The organism is Gordoniibacillus kamchatkensis (genome assembly GCF_000829455.1).
Lineage (GTDB): Bacteria > Bacillota > Bacilli > Paenibacillales > NBRC-103111 > Gordoniibacillus > Gordoniibacillus kamchatkensis.
The window spans coordinates 1-17,036 of record NZ_JXAK01000019.1 but is presented as its reverse complement, the minus strand read 5'-3'; the positions used below and the strand labels follow the sequence as shown (position 1 = coordinate 17,036).

Annotated in this window: 18 protein-coding genes and 1 pseudogene; 2 read left to right on the top strand and 17 right to left on the bottom strand. The window is 54.3% G+C overall.

The window, feature by feature from the left end; translation table 11 throughout:
• Nucleotides 1–3: 3 nt before the first annotated feature.
• The 11 genes and pseudogenes from SD70_RS12395 to SD70_RS33245 all read right to left on the bottom strand — a co-directional run bounded on the left by SD70_RS12395 (nt 4) and on the right by SD70_RS33245 (nt 9,373).
• Nucleotides 4–369, bottom strand: a complete 366-nt coding sequence (locus SD70_RS12395) for a sensory rhodopsin transducer (RefSeq protein WP_041047885.1) — start codon at nt 367–369, stop codon at nt 4–6.
• 173 nt (nt 370–542) lie between these two features.
• Nucleotides 543–1,309: pseudogene (locus SD70_RS12390) on the bottom strand (DeoR/GlpR family DNA-binding transcription regulator).
• Between the two features lie 6 nt (nt 1,310–1,315).
• Nucleotides 1,316–2,143: a sugar phosphate isomerase/epimerase family protein gene (locus tag SD70_RS12385; RefSeq protein WP_041047884.1), complete on the bottom strand. Its 828-nt coding sequence runs from the start codon at nt 2,141–2,143 to the stop codon at nt 1,316–1,318.
• Between the two features lie 6 nt (nt 2,144–2,149).
• Complete coding sequence (locus SD70_RS12380) at nt 2,150–2,623, bottom strand: hypothetical protein (protein ID WP_041047883.1); 474 nt, start codon at nt 2,621–2,623, stop codon at nt 2,150–2,152.
• Nucleotides 2,607–3,002 carry a hypothetical protein gene (locus SD70_RS12375; RefSeq protein ID WP_041047882.1) on the bottom strand — a complete coding sequence of 132 codons (396 nt, stop codon included), beginning with the start codon at nt 3,000–3,002 and terminating at the stop codon, nt 2,607–2,609. Before SD70_RS12375 ends, SD70_RS12380 begins: the two co-directional genes overlap by 17 nt.
• Complete coding sequence (locus SD70_RS12370) at nt 2,999–4,024, bottom strand: ABC transporter ATP-binding protein (protein ID WP_041047881.1); 1,026 nt, start codon at nt 4,022–4,024, stop codon at nt 2,999–3,001. The genes SD70_RS12375 and SD70_RS12370 overlap by 4 nt, the downstream gene beginning before the upstream one ends.
• The gene (locus SD70_RS12365) at nt 4,021–5,058 is read right to left on the bottom strand and encodes an ABC transporter ATP-binding protein (protein ID WP_041047880.1); all 1,038 of its coding nucleotides are present in this window, start codon (nt 5,056–5,058) and stop codon (nt 4,021–4,023) included. The genes SD70_RS12370 and SD70_RS12365 overlap by 4 nt, the downstream gene beginning before the upstream one ends.
• A gap of 80 nt (nt 5,059–5,138) precedes the next feature.
• Nucleotides 5,139–6,089: an ABC transporter permease gene (locus SD70_RS12360; protein WP_197081019.1), complete on the bottom strand. Its 951-nt coding sequence runs from the start codon at nt 6,087–6,089 to the stop codon at nt 5,139–5,141.
• A gap of 8 nt (nt 6,090–6,097) precedes the next feature.
• On the bottom strand, nt 6,098–6,298 hold the full coding sequence (locus tag SD70_RS36895; protein ID WP_197081018.1) for a hypothetical protein: 201 nt from the start codon (nt 6,296–6,298) through the stop codon (nt 6,098–6,100).
• Entirely contained in the window at nt 6,295–7,293 is a 999-nt protein-coding gene (locus tag SD70_RS12355) for an ABC transporter permease (protein WP_041047879.1), read from the bottom strand. The genes SD70_RS36895 and SD70_RS12355 overlap by 4 nt, the downstream gene beginning before the upstream one ends.
• 106 nt (nt 7,294–7,399) lie before the next feature.
• Nucleotides 7,400–9,373: an ABC transporter substrate-binding protein gene (locus SD70_RS33245; protein WP_052487349.1), complete on the bottom strand. Its 1,974-nt coding sequence runs from the start codon at nt 9,371–9,373 to the stop codon at nt 7,400–7,402.
• Nucleotides 9,374–9,884: 511 nt separating this feature from the next.
• Here SD70_RS33245 and SD70_RS12340 point away from each other — a divergent pair.
• A complete protein-coding gene (locus SD70_RS12340) occupies nt 9,885–10,598 on the top strand; it encodes a WbqC family protein (RefSeq protein ID WP_197081017.1) in 714 nt (237 codons plus the stop codon).
• Between the two features lie 16 nt (nt 10,599–10,614).
• Nucleotides 10,615–11,544 (top strand): formyltransferase family protein, encoded by a 930-nt coding sequence (locus SD70_RS12335; protein ID WP_041047877.1) that lies wholly within the window; start codon nt 10,615–10,617, stop codon nt 11,542–11,544.
• A 74-nt stretch (nt 11,545–11,618) separates the two neighbouring features.
• Here SD70_RS12335 and SD70_RS12330 read toward each other — a convergent pair whose 3' ends face one another.
• From SD70_RS12330 to SD70_RS12305, 6 genes are all read right to left on the bottom strand, one after another.
• Nucleotides 11,619–12,503 carry an AraC family transcriptional regulator gene (locus tag SD70_RS12330; protein ID WP_041047876.1) on the bottom strand — a complete coding sequence of 295 codons (885 nt, stop codon included), beginning with the start codon at nt 12,501–12,503 and terminating at the stop codon, nt 11,619–11,621.
• A gap of 200 nt (nt 12,504–12,703) precedes the next feature.
• The gene (locus SD70_RS12325; RefSeq protein ID WP_041047875.1) at nt 12,704–13,069 is read right to left on the bottom strand and encodes a GIY-YIG nuclease family protein; all 366 of its coding nucleotides are present in this window, start codon (nt 13,067–13,069) and stop codon (nt 12,704–12,706) included.
• Nucleotides 13,070–13,117: 48 nt separating this feature from the next.
• Nucleotides 13,118–13,597 carry a DUF6530 family protein gene (locus SD70_RS12320; protein ID WP_041047874.1) on the bottom strand — a complete coding sequence of 160 codons (480 nt, stop codon included), beginning with the start codon at nt 13,595–13,597 and terminating at the stop codon, nt 13,118–13,120.
• A 160-nt stretch (nt 13,598–13,757) separates the two neighbouring features.
• Nucleotides 13,758–14,528, bottom strand: a complete 771-nt coding sequence (locus tag SD70_RS12315) for a HipA family kinase (RefSeq protein ID WP_052487347.1) — start codon at nt 14,526–14,528, stop codon at nt 13,758–13,760.
• 16 nt (nt 14,529–14,544) lie between these two features.
• Nucleotides 14,545–15,699: a glycosyltransferase family 4 protein gene (locus SD70_RS12310; RefSeq protein WP_041047873.1), complete on the bottom strand. Its 1,155-nt coding sequence runs from the start codon at nt 15,697–15,699 to the stop codon at nt 14,545–14,547.
• A 5-nt stretch (nt 15,700–15,704) separates the two neighbouring features.
• Nucleotides 15,705–16,733, bottom strand: a complete 1,029-nt coding sequence (locus SD70_RS12305) for a phosphotransferase (RefSeq protein WP_041047872.1) — start codon at nt 16,731–16,733, stop codon at nt 15,705–15,707.
• Between the last annotated feature and the right edge of the window lie 303 nt (nt 16,734–17,036).

The window sequence follows — 17,036 nt, the reverse complement described above, 5'->3', positions numbered from 1 at the left end:
CCCTTAGTCCACCGGATACGCCATCGTCGTAAACAAAGCGAGCGCTTCCTGCGTCGTATCGAGCCGGCTGTGCTGCACGATGACCGGCGCGCTGCTCTCAACCCGAATTGCATACGGCACGCCGAGCGGGACGGGATGGCCGTCCTCGTCGCGGAGACGGTCAAGGCGGATGTGGTGAGTTCGTCTGGCGCCGCATGACGCCCGGAACCGGTCCATCGGCTCCCGGTCTTCAAAATAAAACGTCAGCCGCAGCTCCGCGTCCGCATCCCCTACGTTGAGCACGCATACCGCTTCGTGACTGACGTGCTCCCCTGTGCTTTTCGGCGGAAGAAAGCCGTCGGGGATAAGCCAAGTCGTTTTGCCGACCATCTGCATTCCTCGCTCTCACCGTGATTTCAGTACTCGGCATGAACGGAGCGCCGGCCGCTCCGTTCATGCCATCTTACATATATTGTATACCGTCCCGCGCTGCGCTTCATTGCCGTTTTCGCCAACTTCAATGCCGATTGCGCCATTCGGCCTGCCGTACGGGCAAATGCCGCTTACGACTCCGGCAGCTGGATGACGTTGATGAATTTGCGCTGCAGCATTTGCACGTATTCGGCCGGCGTCTGCGAATCGGTGATCAGATGATGGATCTGGTTCCAGCCGCCGATCATCATGAACGCCTGCACGTCGAATTTGCTGTAATCGGCAAGCAAGTATACTTCTTCCGCCATGCCGACCATTTTGCGCTTCATGCGGGCTTGCAGCTCGTTCGATTCGCTGATGCCCCGTTCCATGTGAACGCCTTTGCACGAGATGAACGCTTTGTTGACGTGGTAATCTTCCAGCGACTGCTCGGCGAGCGGGCCTACGAACGACAGCGAATTCGCTGCGAGAATGCCGCCGGTGCAAATGACTGTAATATGTTTCTTTTCGCTCAGCACCGTCGTCACTTTCAGCGATTGGTGAGTACCGTAAGCGGGATATCGGGCAGCAGCGCCGCCAGATGCCAGGTCGTTGTGCTGGCGTCGAGCACGATCCGGTCGTTCGGCGCGACATGCTTGACCGCCTCCAGGGAGATGCGCTGCTTCTCCGAAACTTGGTTTGCCTCGCGAAGCTGGTAGGACGTCTCCACCGCCTCCGGAGAAATCCGCATTGCGCCGCCGTAGCTGCGCAAGAGGCGTCCTTCGCTCTCAAGCCGGTCCAAGTCGCGGCGGATCGTTTCCTCGGTAACTTTGCACAGCTGGCTGAGCTCGGCTACCCGGATGCTCCCTCTCTCGTTCACCAGCCGGAGAATGTGCTGATATCTTTCCGCGACCAGCAAGTTCCATCACTCCTTATTCGCCCTGTCGAAAGCAAGTACCCGGTCGCGCACGCCGCACACGTTGTCCGCATTCACATATTCCAGGATGAACGGAACATGTTCCGTATAGCGGTGGTACAAGTCGAGGAATAGCGGCCACCGGATGTCGCCGTCGCCGACGATGCGACCGTACGTATCGTTCACCTTTCGGTCTTTGCCGTGGAAGTAAGCGATATGCGGCGCCAAATAACGGAACATGTCTTCCTCCGAGCTGTTGGCGATCAAATTCGCCGGGTCGAGCAGCACTTTCAGCGCCGGCGAGCCGACCTGATCGAGCAAATCGGCCGTCCGCTTCGCGCTCGGGACGACGTCCAGCACGCACGGCTCGAGCGCGATCGCGACGCCGTACCTCTCGGCCCGCGCCGCAAGCCAGCGGACGTTGTCGATAAAGCGCTGGAACGCCGACTCGTATGTATCGGCAGATATGCCGCGTTTGCCGGGAATGAAGCCGCATTCCGTCGCGACGGCCGGGATGCCGTTATTCGCCGCAATTTGCATATGACGCTCGAAATACGCCAAATTGGCGGCAAGTTCCGCCTCGTCCGGCTCCAGCAAGTTCGTGAATACGCCGAGCGATGCGACCTCCACGCCGCGGCTCCGGTACGTGGCCACGATGTCCCGGCAGCGTTCGTCGGTCAGTTCGCTCACGTCGCTTCGCCCGTTATACCGCCAATAGTTGGAATCCGTCTGCGAGAAACAGAGCTCGGTCCAGCGGAAGCCGTGCTCTGCCATGAAAGCGGCGGCCTCCTCGTTCGTCATTTTCGGAAAGCTGCGGGAAACGACCCCGATGTCCATGAACGGTCACCCTCTTTCTCCGTGATTGATGCTTACGCTGCGCCGGCTGCGGCGGCCGGACAGCCAGAACGCGGTCAGCAGCAGTGCGGCGGCCGCTTCCGCCATCCAGGCGTAACCGGCTGCCTTGCCCGTATCGCCGAACAGGGCCGGTACGATGCGGCACATCAGCAGCAGCCACATTTGCACCGCGAGCAGCCGTACCGCCGCCGCCAGCGCGCGTCCGTGCAATGCGTGCTTGCGCAAGTAATAATGGCTGTAAAATACGTAAGCGAGCCACGCTACGCCAAAGAGAAGGAACGTCATATTGTCGACGCCCTGCCATGCCAGCGGGTCGATCTTGAAGACGGCGAGCATGCTGAGCACGAAGCCGCGCAGCTCCATCCAGTTGTAGATGCCGAGCAAGGAGAAGGCAACGGTTAGCAGCACTGCGATGAACGTCGCCGCCGCCACCCTTCTGCGCTCTTCATGAAACGGATTCATCCTGCGCCGACCTCCATTCCCGGTCGAGCATTTGCAGCTGCCGCAGCGCGTACTTGCGGCTTTCTTCGCTCTCGATCAAGCGCGAGCGGCGGACATAGCCGGCCAGACGCGACAGCTTGCGCAAATAGCTTCTTCTCGCGGCGCTCTGCACCTTCTTCAAGCTGTTATGACGGCCGGCTTCGCGCAAGCGGATCATTTTGCGCTCGAATTTGCGCGACCACGCTTCCGGCAGAGTGCCGCTCGAAGCGATCGCCTCGATGTCGCGCTGCTTGGAGAACACCATTTTGCCCATCAGCCACCGGATATACCAAAGCGAAGCGAGCATAATGAAAGTTAACGCGATTAAATACCCGAAGAGCAGCAGCGCAATATAGGTCATAGCCCCGACGCTCCCTTCAGCTTCAGCTCCCCGGCGAAATGGCAAGCCGCAAAATGGCCGTCGCCGACCTGGCGCATGCCCGGCGCCTCCGTTTTGCATTTGTCCTTCGCGTACGGGCAGCGCGGATGGAAATAGCAGCCGCTCGGCGGATTCGCCGGATTCGCCACCTCCCCGGACAAGATGATCCGGTTCGATTTGCGGCGCGGATCGGGCACCGGCTTCGCCGACAGCAGCGCTTCGGTGTACGGATGCTGCGGCGACGCGAACAGCGTCTGCGTAGTGGCTGTCTCTACCATTTTGCCGACGTACATGACGCCGACCCGGTTCGAGATGTGCTGAATGACGCCAAGGTCGTGCGAAATGAACAAGTAGCTGAGGCCCAGCTTTTCCTGCAAATCCTGGAGCAGGTTGATGATTTGCGCCTGCACCGACACGTCGAGCGCGGACACCGCCTCATCGCATACGATGAACTTCGGTTCGGTCGCCAGCGCCCGGGCGATGCCGATGCGCTGCCGCTGCCCGCCGCTGAACGCGTGCGGATACCGCTCCAGATGGCGGCTGTTTAGCCCTACGAGCTCCATCAGATGGGCGACCCTTTCCTTCAGTTCGGCGCCGTGCAGCATCCCGTTGCAGACGAGGGGCTCGGCGATAATGTTCAGCACGGTCATGCGCGGGTTGAGCGACGAATACGGATCCTGGAAAATGAGCTGCATATCGCGCCGGATCGCCCGCAAATCGCCGGCCTCCAGCTGCATCACGTCGCGGACGCGGCCCTCGCGGTCGCGAAACAGGACCGAACCGGACGAAGGCTCGATCGCCCGCAGGATGCACCGCCCGAGCGTCGTTTTGCCGCAGCCGGATTCGCCGACTAGCCCGAACGTTTCGCCGGGGCGGATGTGGAACTGCACGTCGTCGACCGCTTTCACGTAGCCGACCGTTTTTTGCAGGAACCCTTTCTTGATCGGAAAATATTTTTTCATCGCCTGAACGTCCAGGACGAGCTGAGCGGACATGTCGGTCATGCCTCCACCTCCTGTTCGGTGCGTTCGGATTCCACCATGAGACAGCGGACGTGATGGCCTGCGGCCACCTCGACAAGCGGCACGTCGGCCGCGTTGCACACGCCGTCGACCGCATGCTTGCAGCGGGAGTAAAAGCCGCAGCCTTGCGGCAAATTCATCGGGAACGGCACGGTGCCTTCGATCGACTCCAGCCGCTTCTTCTCCATGCTGACGGAAGGAATCGAGTTCAGCAGCGCTTTCGTATACGGATGCTTCGGGGCGTGGAACAGCGTATCGACGTCCGTATATTCCACCACTTTGCCGAGGTACATGACGGCCACGTCGTCGGACATTTCCGCAATGACGCCGAGGTCGTGCGTAATGAAGATGACCGCCGTATCGCTTTTTTCTTTAAGGTCGTTAATTAACTGCAGCACTTGCGCCTGCACCGTCACGTCGAGCGCGGTCGTCGGCTCGTCGGCGATCAGTATCGACGGGTTGCACGAAAGCGCCATCGCGATCATCGCCCGCTGCCGCATCCCGCCGGACAGCTGGTGCGGATATTCGCCCATCCGCTGCTCCGGGTTCGACATGCCGACCTTTTGCAAAATGTTTACGCCGAGCCGGTACGCTTCCTCTTTGTCATCGGTCGTGTGCAGCAGGATCGCCTCTATGATTTGATTGCCGATCGTATGAATCGGGGAGAAGGCCTTCATCGGCTCTTGAAAAATCATCGCGATTTCGCCGCCGCGAATGTCGCGGATCTGCTTGCCGCGCGGGTCCAGCTTGACCAGGTCGACCGGTTCGTCCGTGCCGTCTTTGCCTCCCCGGTACAGCAGTATTTTGCCCTGCACTTCGCCGGGCTTCGGCACGATGCGCAGCAGCGCCTGCGACGTGACGCTTTTGCCGCAGCCGCTCTCGCCGACGATGCCGAGCGTCTTGCCCCGCTTGATCCGCAGATCGACGCCGTCCACTGCCTTCAGCACGCCTTCGTCGAGATGAAAGTGCACCTTCACGTCCTTCATCTCCAGGATGACTTCTTCCTGCCGTCCCATCGCTATGCCACCTCCTTAGCGGTTAGTTGGATGCGTTACGTTTACTCGTTGTGCCTGGCGTCATTCCTCCAACAAAACGCCTACTTGTATGGGTCTGCGGCATCGCGCAGCCCGTCGCCGAGAAAATTGAACATGAGCACCGTTAAAATGATGAAGAGGGCCGGCCACAGGAGCCACGGATGATGCGCCAGCGTTTCCAGATTTTGCGCATCCTGCAGCAGCACGCCCCAGCTGACGACCGGCGGCTGCAGGCCGATGCCGATGAAGCTGAGCGCCGTCTCGCCGAGAATCGTGCCCGGGATCGACAGCGTCACGTTGACGATGATGTAGCTGGCGAACGACGGCAGCAAATGCTTGCGGATGATGCGGAAGTTGCTGGCCCCGGCGAGACGGGCGGCCATCGTGAAGTCTTCCTCGCGCAGCGATAAAATTTTGCCGCGCACGACGCGGGCAAGCCCGGTCCAGCCGATGATCGAGAAAACGATGATGAGGCCGAAGTACGTTTGCGCCGCCGACCAGTTTCGCGGCAGCGCCGCAGATAGCGCCATCCAGAGCGGAATCGTCGGGATACAGATGAGCAAATCGATCGTACGCTGAATGATCGTATCGGAAATGCCGCCCAAGTACCCGGAGATGCCGCCGAGCACCAGGCCGAGGATGAGCGTGATCACGATGCCGAGCAGGCCGAACGAGAGCGATATGCGGGCGCCGTACAAAATGCGGGAAAACAAATCGTGCCCCAGCTTGTCGGTACCCATCAGAATGAGTGGGTCTTTCGGATTGCTTAAGCCGAACAAATGCACGTCCATCGGGATAATGCCCCACATTTTATACGGCTCGCCCTTCACAAAGAACCGGATCTCGTATTTTTTTTCGGGTCGGACGGCGAACGTCCGGCGGAACGTCTCTTTGTCGACTTTTTCGGACATGCCGTACACGAAAGGCCGCAGCTGGAAGCCGGTTTTCGGATCGACGAAACGAATCGTTTGCGGCGGCGAATTTTTGTATTCGGTAAAGCGCGCCTCCGGCAAGTTGGGGCTCAGAAATTCGCAAATACCGCGATCAGGTAAAACACGCCGAGCACGATAGCCGACGCAACCGCCACTTTATGCTTCTTGAATTTCCACCACATCAGCTTCCACTGGGAAGCGACTTCGTAGCTGGCCAGCTCCCCGCCCGCCTTCCTGCGCTTCGCCGCGCCGCGCCGCAGCTCTTTCGCAGCCGTCGTGATGCCGCTCATTCCGCCACCCCCCCGAAGCGAATTCTCGGATCGACGAGCGCCAGCAAAATGTCCGACAGCAGCGTGCCGAGCACGGTCATGACGCTCAAAATGAGCAGGAAGCTGCCGCACAAATACATATCCTGGGTCATGAGCGCCTTTAGCAGCATCGGCCCGGTCGTTTGCAGATTGAGGACGATGGCCACGATCGCTTCGCCGGAAATGAGCGCCGGCAGCGTCCAGCCGATCGTGCTGATGAGCGGGTTGATGGCCATCCGGACCGGATATTTGAACAGCAGCTTGTTTTCGGCTACCCCTTTGGCGCGGGCGGTAATGACGTACTGTTTCGACAGCTCGTCGAGCAGCATGCCGCGCGTCACCCGGATGAGCGACGCCGTGCCGGACATGCCGATGACGATGACGGGGATGACAAGCCTTGGCAGCATGTTCATCACTTTGGCCATACTCCATGGCGCATCGGCGAATTCCGGCGAGAATAGCCCGGTAATCGCCACGCCCGTCTGCGTGAAGACGAAATAAATAAGAATGAGCGCGATCAGGAAACCCGGCATGGCCAGGCCGATAAAGCCGATGAACGTGAACACGTAGTCGAGCGGCGAATATTGATGCGTGGCCGAGTAAATGCCGATCGGAATCGCAACCGCCCAGACGAAAATGAGCGAAATAACGGAGATGACGAGCGTCAGCGTCAGCTTCGGCCCGATGACGTCGGCCACCGGCTGGTTGTACTGGAACGAACGCCCGAAATCGCCGTGCAGCAAAATGTTTTTAATCCAAATGATGTATTGCATGTACATCGATTTATCGAGGCCGTACTGCATTTTCAAATTGAGGATCATGCTCTCCGACACGTCGTTTCCGGCGTTTTTGAGCTGCGCGATATAGTTGGTCAGGAAATCGCCCGGCGGCAGCTGAATGATGACGAACACGATAATGCTGATCGCGATCAGGAGCGGGATGAGCTGCAAAATCCGGTAAGAAATGTAATTGATCATGCGGTTCCCTCCTTCCAAAGTGGCCGAATGCGGGGATGCGAGGTGAACCCGGGAGCCCGGGCGGATGTTGTAATCCGGCCGGGCTCGCTCCAGGCTCGCGCTGGCATTATTTGCCGAAGAAGAACTGCTCGCCGCTGAAGTTGGCCGCAATCGCGAAAGCGGCGTCGCTTGGAATGTTGTGCAGTTTGGCGTTCACAATGAGCGGCTGCTTCACATCGGAAATATGGATGAAGTAGTAGACGTTATCTTTCATTTCCTGCTTCACCTGCTCGATCAGCTTCTTCGCCTCGTCCGGCTTCGCCGCCGACGCCTGGTCGATCAGGTTATACAGCTTCTTGACGTTATCCGGCGGCTCCTTGCCGTTTTTGCCGCCCGACGTTTTCCACGTATTCCAATCGTTGCCCCACAGGTCGAGCCCCCAGTCGCCCATATACCAAAGCGGCGTATGCGTCCAGATCATCGTTGCCTGCAGCTGGTTGCCGGCGCGCTTCGTGTTCCACAGCTTCTGGTCGATCGTCTTCATCGTCACGTCGAGCCCGAGCTGCTTCCACATTTCGACGATAAGCTGCGTGAGCGGCACGATGTCCGGCGCTTGCGCCCCGACTTCGAACGGGATCGTGAAGTTTTTGCCGTCCGGCGTTTGCCGCTTGCCGTTCGGACCCTTTTTCATCCCCATGTCGTCGAGCAGTTGGTTCGCTTGCGCCAGGTCGAACGTCGGATCTTCGATGTTGCCGGGCTTGGCGAAGCCGTAATAGACGGTGTCGATAATTTCTTTGCGGTTGAGCGCCAGGCTGAGCGCCTTGCGGAAGCGCACGTCCTGCACGACCTTTTGCCAGTTCGGATCGTCGAAAGTCTGGTTCAGGAAAATGTCCGTCGGCGTCACGTGCATGCTGGCCAGCAGCGCTTTATAGCCGTTCTTCTCGTTCTCTTTGTAGAGCGGCATTTTGATGAGCGCCGCCGATTCGCGCGAGAAGTCCACTTCGCCGGCGATCGTCTTCAGGCCCACCATCTCGATGTCCTGCACGAGCGAGCTTTGGATCGTATCGATGTAAGGCAGCTGATTGCCGGCCGGGTCGACTTTGAAGTAGTACGGATTGCGCTCGTACGTTGTCATGTTTTCCGTGCTTTTCGTCATGATCCACGGATACAGCACCGGGAAGCCGATCGCTTTCTTCGTGGTCAGCTCCCAGTTCGTAATGTCTTTGTCGTTGAACAAATTGACCCATTCTCCCGGCTGGAAGCCGGCATCCTTGATGAGCGGCTCGAGCTTCTCCAGCGGCGTGTACTTCTTATGGAACTGCTTCAAGTAGTGCGCGGGCTTGATGAGCTCCGTATAACCGCGCCATCCCTGAATCGCGAAGCGGATCAGAATGCCTCCGTACGGCCGGTCGAACGACAGCTTGAACGTGTACTCGTCGACCACTTCCAGCTTCATCGGAGCCCCTTCGGCGACACCCCCGCCCCGCAGCCATACCGGATAAATCGGCGTCAGCTCGGTGTTGTTCAGCACGTCTTCCACGGTGAAGCGGACGTCCTCCGTCGTTACCGGCTGGCCGTCGGACCATTTGAGCCCTTTGCGCATATGGAAGGTGAACGTTTTCTGATCGTCGCTGACCGCGTAGTCTTTCAGCACGTTGCCGGTAATTTCGTCGCCGAGAATGCCGGGGGTGTTGAGCAGCGGCTCATTGTTCATGACGAAAACGTCGGCATCCCAGTCGACGACGGATGTAACCGTTCTCAAATTGCCGCCGTATGTGCCGATCTCATACTTCATCTGGTTCGCCGGAATTTCGTTCGTAATTTTGTATTCGGAGGGCAGGCGGTCTTTCACGGTGGGAACATTTTTGCCGTTAAAGAAAGGAGATTGCTTGAACTCGGTAATTTGCGCGGGAGTCGTCGCTGCCGGTGCTGCTTGCCCGCCTCCGCCGGCAGGCTTCGCCTCTTCTTTGGGCGGATCCTTCTTTGCTTCCTGTGCCGCCGGGGGCGTCGTGCCGCCGCTGTTTTCGCAGCCCGCCAAAGCGATGCCGAGCGTGAGCGAGGAAGCGAGCAGCAGCGAAACCAACTTGCTCCTGGATTTCATTTGCAACCCTCCGATTCATTTTGCAAAATGTTTGAGTTTGTGGACTCACACCCATTTTTATTCCGAAACAAACAAAAATCAATACACAAATCGGGTTTTACGCGGAAAAACGGAAAGAAGGAGAAATCGTCCACTCTTCGCCCAAAATCGACAACAAGATTGCTATTCTTGGGTTTCGACATGTCTGAATCCGCTATTACGGCGGCAAAATGCCCATCAAGAATCGTTAAAAGTCGGACACTGAAACAGACGAAAACAAAAAAAGACCAACAAGAGGCTTGTACGAGGTTATTTCTCAAAATAAAGCCCTTATTCGTCTTCATTATGTATTTGAAAATGAAGGAGGCAGCGGACATGAGTCTGAGAATGACTCGAGCGCCCCGGATTAACGCCGGGACGTCCAAAGATCGGAATAGAATTCAAAGGAGAGCTACTGCACATATATAATGGATGATCTGCCGTTACAAATCAATTTCACCTCTCATACGATAAGCTAATATTTTGATGCATTGTGAGACGGGAGGTATTTGAAATAAAAATTGCAATCATGCAGCCATATCTTTTTCCTTATATCGGTTACTACCAATTAATCCATGCATCTGATATTTTCGTTATTTACGATGATGCTAATTACATCAATAGAGGATGGATCAACAGAAACTATATACTTATCCAAGGCAAGAAGCATTTATTTACCCTTAATCTTGTTGCTTCTAGCTGTTTTAAGAAAATAAACGAAATTGAAATTGGCGATAACAGCAGCAAGTTAGCTAAAACTATTAAGTACTCATATGGAAAAGCTCCTTTTTTTGAAAACATATTCCCGATAGTCGAAGATATTCTCTTTTACAAAAATAAGAATTTGGCCGATTTCATTTCGAATAGTTTGAAACTTGTAAGTGAATATTTGAGTATTGAAACAAAGTTTATACGTTCGTCAAGCTTGCCATATAATCAAGAGGCAAAAGGCCAATACAAAGTTATTGATATCTGTAAAAAGTTGAATGCGAACATGTACATGAATCCGATCGGAGGAAAACACCAATCCGCAGCCTTTGTAAAAGAAAATCTAGCGTTGACATTTTTAAAACCGTCCATTCCTCACTATGTTCAGTTTAAAAATGAATTTATCCCCGGTTTGTCCATGCTGGATGTATTAATGTTTAATTCGAAAGAGGATATAAGAAATATGCTTGAACAATACACATTGGAATCGGAGACTTGAACAAGCGGGTGATAACATGAAGGAAGTCGTTTTTGTCGGTAATCGTTTCAACGTTTTGAAAGAAATTATGAATTCCAAGGAATTTGACGTCAAACAAATCTATTGTGTTCAAAGTTCGTCTTTGGCCAAGGAGTTATCCGTAAGGAATATAGATTACAAGCTTCTGCGCAACAAACAAGAATTTATCAACGATTTGGCCAAGCTCGATTTTGATATTTTGATTTCCAATGGTTGCCCCTATATATTGCCCGTTTCAAAGATCAAAAAAGCCGGTCAACTTTTTATCAATATCCATCCTTCTCTATTACCGGAGTTAAGAGGGAATAGTCCGATTAACGGAGCCCTCTTATTCAATAAGAAGGCAGGTGCCACGTGTCATATTATGGATGATGGAATCGACACGGGCGAGACGATTGAACAAATCGAAATTGATCTGACGCCGGATATAGATTTGGGGTTGCTTTATCAACTGTCGTTTATGGCTGAATCTGATGCGTTTAATTTGGCGTTGGCAAACAATTTTACGCCCCAAAAGCGGAATCAAGCCGAGTCAACGAGCTATTACTCCAGAAAAGATGAAGATAAAATAATTGATTTTAAAGATGATGCCGAGGTTACAGTAAGACGGATTAAAGCGTTCGGTCTCAAGTCACAAGGAGCTTATTTCAGATATAATGGACATAAATTTACAGTGTTGGATGCAGAGCTCGTTACTAACGCTTACCTGTTCTCGAAAATCGATGGTTACAAAAACCTTCAAATTGCATTTATTTATGACGATACCATTGTGATTAGGAAAGACAATGTCTTTGTTAAATTAAAGAAGGTAATAGGTGAGATACAGCACTTGCATGTAGGAGACATCTTGTTCCAGGATTCGGCCGTAAACATTGAAGGCTTAGGCTTGCTATCTACAGCTAAAGATGTACATCCGCGAAATAGGTGATCCGGAAATCGAGGAAGGCTTGAGGTTTTCCAGTTCGAATGGCGGCTGCCTACGTTCATATGGACAGTGTGGCATCATTTACTATGGAAGTCCGTCGACCTCCCCATCTTTCGCAGCTGCTGCGGGGTCATGCCAAACGCCTGCTTGAAGAGCCGGAAAAACTGCGTCTTGTCGGCGTAGCCTACGCTGCGCCCGATCGCTTCGACGGTGTCGGCCGTCTCCAGCAGCTTGCGCTTCGCTTCCCGCAGCCGAATTTGCTGCACGTATTCCGTAAACGTAAAGCCGAGGCACTCCACAAAAACTTTGCTGATGTAATACGGAGAGTAGTAGCTTTGCTTGGCCAAGTCCTGCAGCGTAATGCGGCCGTCGTAATGCTGCTCGATGTAGGTGAGCAGCTGCGGGAGCATGTGGTAGGCGCCGTTCAGGCCGGAACTGTGCAAATGATCCTGCATCGTCCTGAACGCCATGGCCAGCAGCAGCGTGGCGTAGCCTTTCAGCATGGCGCGGTAGCCGCTCCGCTTCTCCTCGTATTCGCGGTACATCGTCTCCAGCAGCTCTTCGATTTCCACCATCCGTTTGCCGCGAAAAGCCACGACCGGCATCGGCTTGTTCAGCTTGGCATGAAACTCCTGAAACAGCTGCAAGGACAGCAAATTGTGCGCGGCCTCCGCTGCGGTCAGCTGCTCGCTCAAAAAGTCCGGTTCAAACAGCACGTTCATGTAAGTAAAATCAGGGCCTGCCTGAAAGGAATGGCGGTCGCCGACATTCATGAACAGCAAATCTCCCCGCTGCACGTCGTAAGATTGGGCATTGACCTGCTGCGTGCCCGAACCGGACCAAATGTACACAAGCTCGAAAAAGGTGTGGGTATGCTCCGGCTCCTGCAAATGATTCGCATGTTTGCTTAGCGCGATTTTTTCATGACGATTGATGAAATCGACCGCTTCATACACCTTCATTCCGATACACTCCAATCTCTTTGGTCGTGGAAATCTCGAACCGGCACGTGTTTGGAAGCGTTGTCAATATTACAATAACATAATCGGCGGCACCGTGTGATAAGAACAAAGTTACATTTTAAAAAAGCGATGCCCCCAAATATGCCACACCGTAAAACCGCGCTGCTGCATTTTCCAAATCGAGAAACCCGCCAATCCTATCAATTGACGGGTTTCGGCGGCTTGTTATATCCTCTGTCACCGTAGGGCTGCAGCTTTTCCAGCCACGGCTTCTCCATTTGCTTAAGCTCCCAACGCATGTCGGTTATTTCGTCGGTTTCTTTCTGCTCCAGCACCTCATAGGCGAATGCTTCGCGCCCGAACGCCTTCCAATCTTGTTGCAGCCGGGCATTCGCGAACTTTCCCATATCCAATTGAATCTGCAGCGTCAACCATTTGTTTTTCAGATTGGGGTAGCTGTCTACGTAAATTTTGCCGTTGGCTTTGTTGGTTATTTGGATTACGCCCATGTAGGTTTTAATTTGCTTGTATGCCTCCAAAAGTTCTTTTCGCTTATTTTTGTCCATTTCATCCACTCCTTTCGCTATCGTCTCAGCTGCCGACCGGAAAATACATCAGTACCCCATCTCTTTTAAAATTTTCGACAACGTGCGCAGCCGTTCGGAGATCATCTCGTCGTCATTGCTCAGCGCTTGGCTGAACAGCTTGATATCTTCATTGATTTTGTCGTTGTCCGTGCACACCGCCACGGTCATCGCATCCCCTTGCAGTCCAATCCGGTCGATGACAGGCTTCTGCGGATCGTATAAATGCTCGTATCTGTAAGCTTCGCGGAAGTGCGCCACCGCCCGGCAAATCAAAATGGACAAATCGAGCACGCGATGAAGAGGCAGCTCCTCCGACTGTCTGGACCATTTTTCCCCCGTGTATCTCCATACTTTGGCGGAAATATCGACTTTTCCTCTATCGTTCCATTGGGCCAATCCCAGGGATAGACCTTTCGCATCGGTGTTCCCGGCGAAGCGGCCGTCAACCTGCCCGTAGTTTTCCGACACGACAACAGGCTTATGCTTCAAGGAAGTAGGTATTTTCATTGCTGCTCCTTCTTTCTTTTTTATAAAATCACTAAATTACTTAATTACTTATTTACTAAATACCTGATTCATCTTATCGTAAATTGTGCCATAAGTCAATCCGTGCCAACAAAAGAACTCCCCATGACCGCTTAGTATGCGATCATGGGGAGTTGGTTGCTTATTTGCGCCCGAATTCCTTTGTCCCTTTATACTCGAGCCACCGCTGGATAATGCCGCGCAGCTCTTTTTGCCGGTCCGTCAGCATAGTTACGATAAAGTCCCGCTGCGCCACCGGCAAAAACTGCCCCGGCACGCCATCGACGATGCTCACGATATCCGCTTTGCTGACAGCTTCGATTTTGCGCAGCATAGGCTCCAGCTTAACCCCCGACGATTGAAGCCGCAGCAGTCCTTTGGGGACGTGGTAATAGCGCCACAATTGATTCCAATATTCCGAACCGTACGGATATTTTTCCCATTTATAAGGAGATCCGTACAGCGTCAAGCCGTGATCGATCAAATACCAGTTATATTTCTCGTTCGGACTGTTGCGATACAGGATCAGATTTTTGCCCGTCGCCCTGTCCATATTCATAATCCAGGCGTCGAATACGACGAGCCCCCGCAGCTTACCCAAGTTCTTCACGTATTTGCCGGGCCTGCTCCGCACTTCGGCGCTTGCGTCTTTCCACGTAATCACTTCCCGCGCCGCGGCTTCCCTCGATACGATGCCGCGGCGTACGACGCCGTCAGGTCCTGCTAGCTCGGCGTGTTCCAGGACGACGACAGGAATTCCGACCTTTCGCGCCAACTCGGCGGCAATGATTTCGTTGGCAACCATCGTCCCGGAATAATGCCACTGTTCCGGTACCGCAAATTTGAAATATCCGCGGCTTCCGCCTGCATCTTTCACAACCCAGACGGATCCTTGGGGTTTCGCTTTCCACATACGCTCAAGCTTCCACCTAGATCCTGTCACTTTCGTCCACCTCATTCACCGCTACAATTTGGGAAAAGAGCTGCTGGTACTGCTTGGAAATTTCCGCCCATTCGAAGTTCGCGGCCGTTTTCAAGCCTTCTTCCACCCTCAGTCTCGTCAAATCTTTCTTTTTCCACATCCGTTTCACAGCTGCGGCGATTCGGACCGTTTCCACTTTCGGGATGATTTCCGCCACATCTTTGTTGACAAAATCCGATAGGCCGCCGGAACAAGTGGACACAAGCGGCACCCCGTTAGCCATCGCCTCTAGCGCGACCAACCCGAACGATTCCAGCCGGCTCGGTACGACGACCGCACCGTAAGATTTGTACAATTTCTGCACTTTGTCCGGGTCCATATAGCCCAGCCAGCGGACCTGGCGGGCAATTCCGAGCTTAGCCGCCTTCGTTTTCAAGAAATCCATATAGCTCTCCGAACCGGTCCCGACAATGTCGAGGCTGATCGCCGGGTGTTTGCGGCGCAGCAAAGCTACCGCATGCAGCAGTTCTTCAATCCCTTTGGATGGAATGAGCCTTCCGACGAACAATAACCGCTTCTCGCTTTTGCTGCTGCTGCTGCTGACCTCCGCTGCTTCCGCAATACGCACGCCGTTGTGGATCACTTCCACCTTTCCCCGGGCAAACGGGTAAATGTCCTCCATTTGCTCGCGCTCCCACTCGCTCGGTACGACAATACGGTCGCTCGTCTCCAGCAGCCTCTCCTGCCGCTTGGCGACACGCTCGCGCAGCGGCGATTTTTTCTCCAGACGGACGAGGGAATGGCACGTGTACACGACTGGAACGTTATATGTTTTTTTATAATATGCGGCGAGCGGGGTAAATTCGACGCTGTGGATATGAATCAGATCGGGGCGCTCGTAGCCGTGTTTTTTTAACCAGCCGGCGATCGGACTGTAGGCAAATTTTTGCTTCGAAGCCAGGAAGTATCGCGAGCCTCTGGGAAAACGGATTATTTTGGCGTTGTCTTGGCGCTCTATTTCAATGTGCGGCGTTCGGCAGATGGCAAGGACGAGAATATCCGAAACCGACTCGGCCAAATATTTGGTTAGATTCGTCGCAACGACCCCTAGTCCCCCGATAATTACCGGGGCATATTCGCCTGTCATCACCCAAAGTTTCATTGGAATCACTCCATGCCGTGGGATTCGATGAATTGCTCCAGAAATTCGGCGATCGGCTGTTCTCCATGGATACCCTTCGTCAGCTTGCTACTGAGGCGCCGGCGAGAGGCAGTGTCGGCTCTGTCATACTTGCGTATCGCCCGGTAAGCTTTTTGCGGAAAAAGCAGCCATGCTTTGAGCAAATCGAGCTCGGCATCGGCCAAACCGGAACCCGAAGCCGATGTGTACCCGTCAACGATCGTGCGCGCGGCCAGCGGGCTCCAGCCGTTCTTCTTTGAAGCGAGCCGAATGAGCCGGTACAAATCGAAAATCCGCAAATCGTACCTCATCGATTCGAAGTCGATCAAGGCCGGTCCGTCGCCGGTCAGCACGAAGTTGTTCGGGCCGCTGTCGGCATGGCATAACACCGCATTCGACTGTTTCGCGGCTCGGCAAAGCTGCCGATAGCGCTTGTTGTCGACGAGACGCAGCGCTTGCCGCCCCCGTTCCAGCAGCCATGTGCCATGCTCCTGCAAGAGCGATTCGAACGGATTGGACGGTTTGCCCCGCTGAACGTTCCGAATGCTGCGTTCCATCAATTCGAACCGGGCTTTGAGCAGCTTCGGCCATTGGCCCAGCCAATCGACGCTGCCCTTGCGCGCAATGTTTAACGCCTGCCCGCTGCGATGAAACCTCGCCAGCGTCTGCGCGCATGCGTACAATTGTTGCAGCGAGTTTGAGGACGGGACCGTTCCGGTCAGCCACGGAGTCAATATATACGGCACAGACTGCCCCGATCGACACGCGTATAGGGTTTTGCCGTAGGCGGAAGAAGGATCGCGCCAGGCTGCGGAACGAAACCCTGTTTGGCGCATAGCCAGCAATACGCTGTCCATCCAAACCAGCTGCGCTGTCGGCATGCCCATTCTTTTTAAACAATACAGCTCTCCGTCCGGGGCTGTGACCCGATATACCCCCCTCTTGACCGTCTCGATACCGGCGGGATTCATACCGAAATTGTGCAAAAGTTCGACCAGCTCGCGGTTATCTCGCATTGCATGCCCTCTCTTCCGGGGATTTACGTTTTCTTCATAAACTGCACGTTTAAAATATCAGATGCTTAACCCGCAAAAAAAGAATGAGGCATTTTGCTATGGAAATCCGCCTAAATTACGTACATGCACATAAAGGGCAAAAGCTCGCGAGGATCGGGACGAAGGAACAGCCGCCAACGCGAAAATCGCGAAAATCGCGCAAAAAATCGGGTAGGAGGCTACCCATTAGTTGAGTAGCCGACCTCCCACACCACCGTACGTACCGTTCGGTATACGGCGGTTCCTTAGTTCACGCAGTTACTT